The 510-nt window shown below is 61.0% G+C and carries 1 pseudogene; it reads left to right on the forward strand.

Annotated features, from left to right (window positions below):
• Positions 1-287 precede the first annotated feature (287 nt).
• Positions 288-510, forward strand: a pseudogene (locus tag A2J03_RS21615) (DNA topoisomerase IV subunit B); the annotation flags it as partial.

Consider the following 510-nt stretch of genomic DNA (forward strand, 5'->3'; position numbering starts at 1 on the left):
AGGACGGATCCGCCGTCCATCTTTGCCACCGGAATGCGAGAAAATGCGTCTGTGAGGCATTCAGAGGGTGTTTCGGGGTGTCATCGTCCCCATGCCGTCGGCAGGTACCCGTAGTATGGACGGGTAACACACATAGCCCTTCGGATCCGCTCTGCCGAAACGGTCGTCCCAGGTGGGTCGATCGCCTCGGCGGAGCGAAATCGTGCGGTGGCACCACCAGGTGCGCACGCGGCAGCACCGACTTCGGTGCGAGGGGGTCGAAGACGCTGAAGGAGAACAACCGAACCGTGGCTGCCGAGAAGTCAGGTAAGACCGATAACAAAGATTATGGCGCTTCGTCGATCACCGTGCTCGAGGGACTCGAAGCGGTCCGCAAGAGGCCCGGTATGTACATCGGCTCCACCGGTGAGCGAGGCCTGCACCACCTGATCTGGGAGGTTGTGGACAACTCCGTCGATGAGGCGATGGCCGGTTACGCCTCTACCGTCAACGTCACCATTCACGAAGACG

The sequence above is a fragment of the Rhodococcus sp. EPR-157 genome, assembly GCF_001647195.1.
Classification (GTDB): domain Bacteria; phylum Actinomycetota; class Actinomycetes; order Mycobacteriales; family Mycobacteriaceae; genus Rhodococcoides.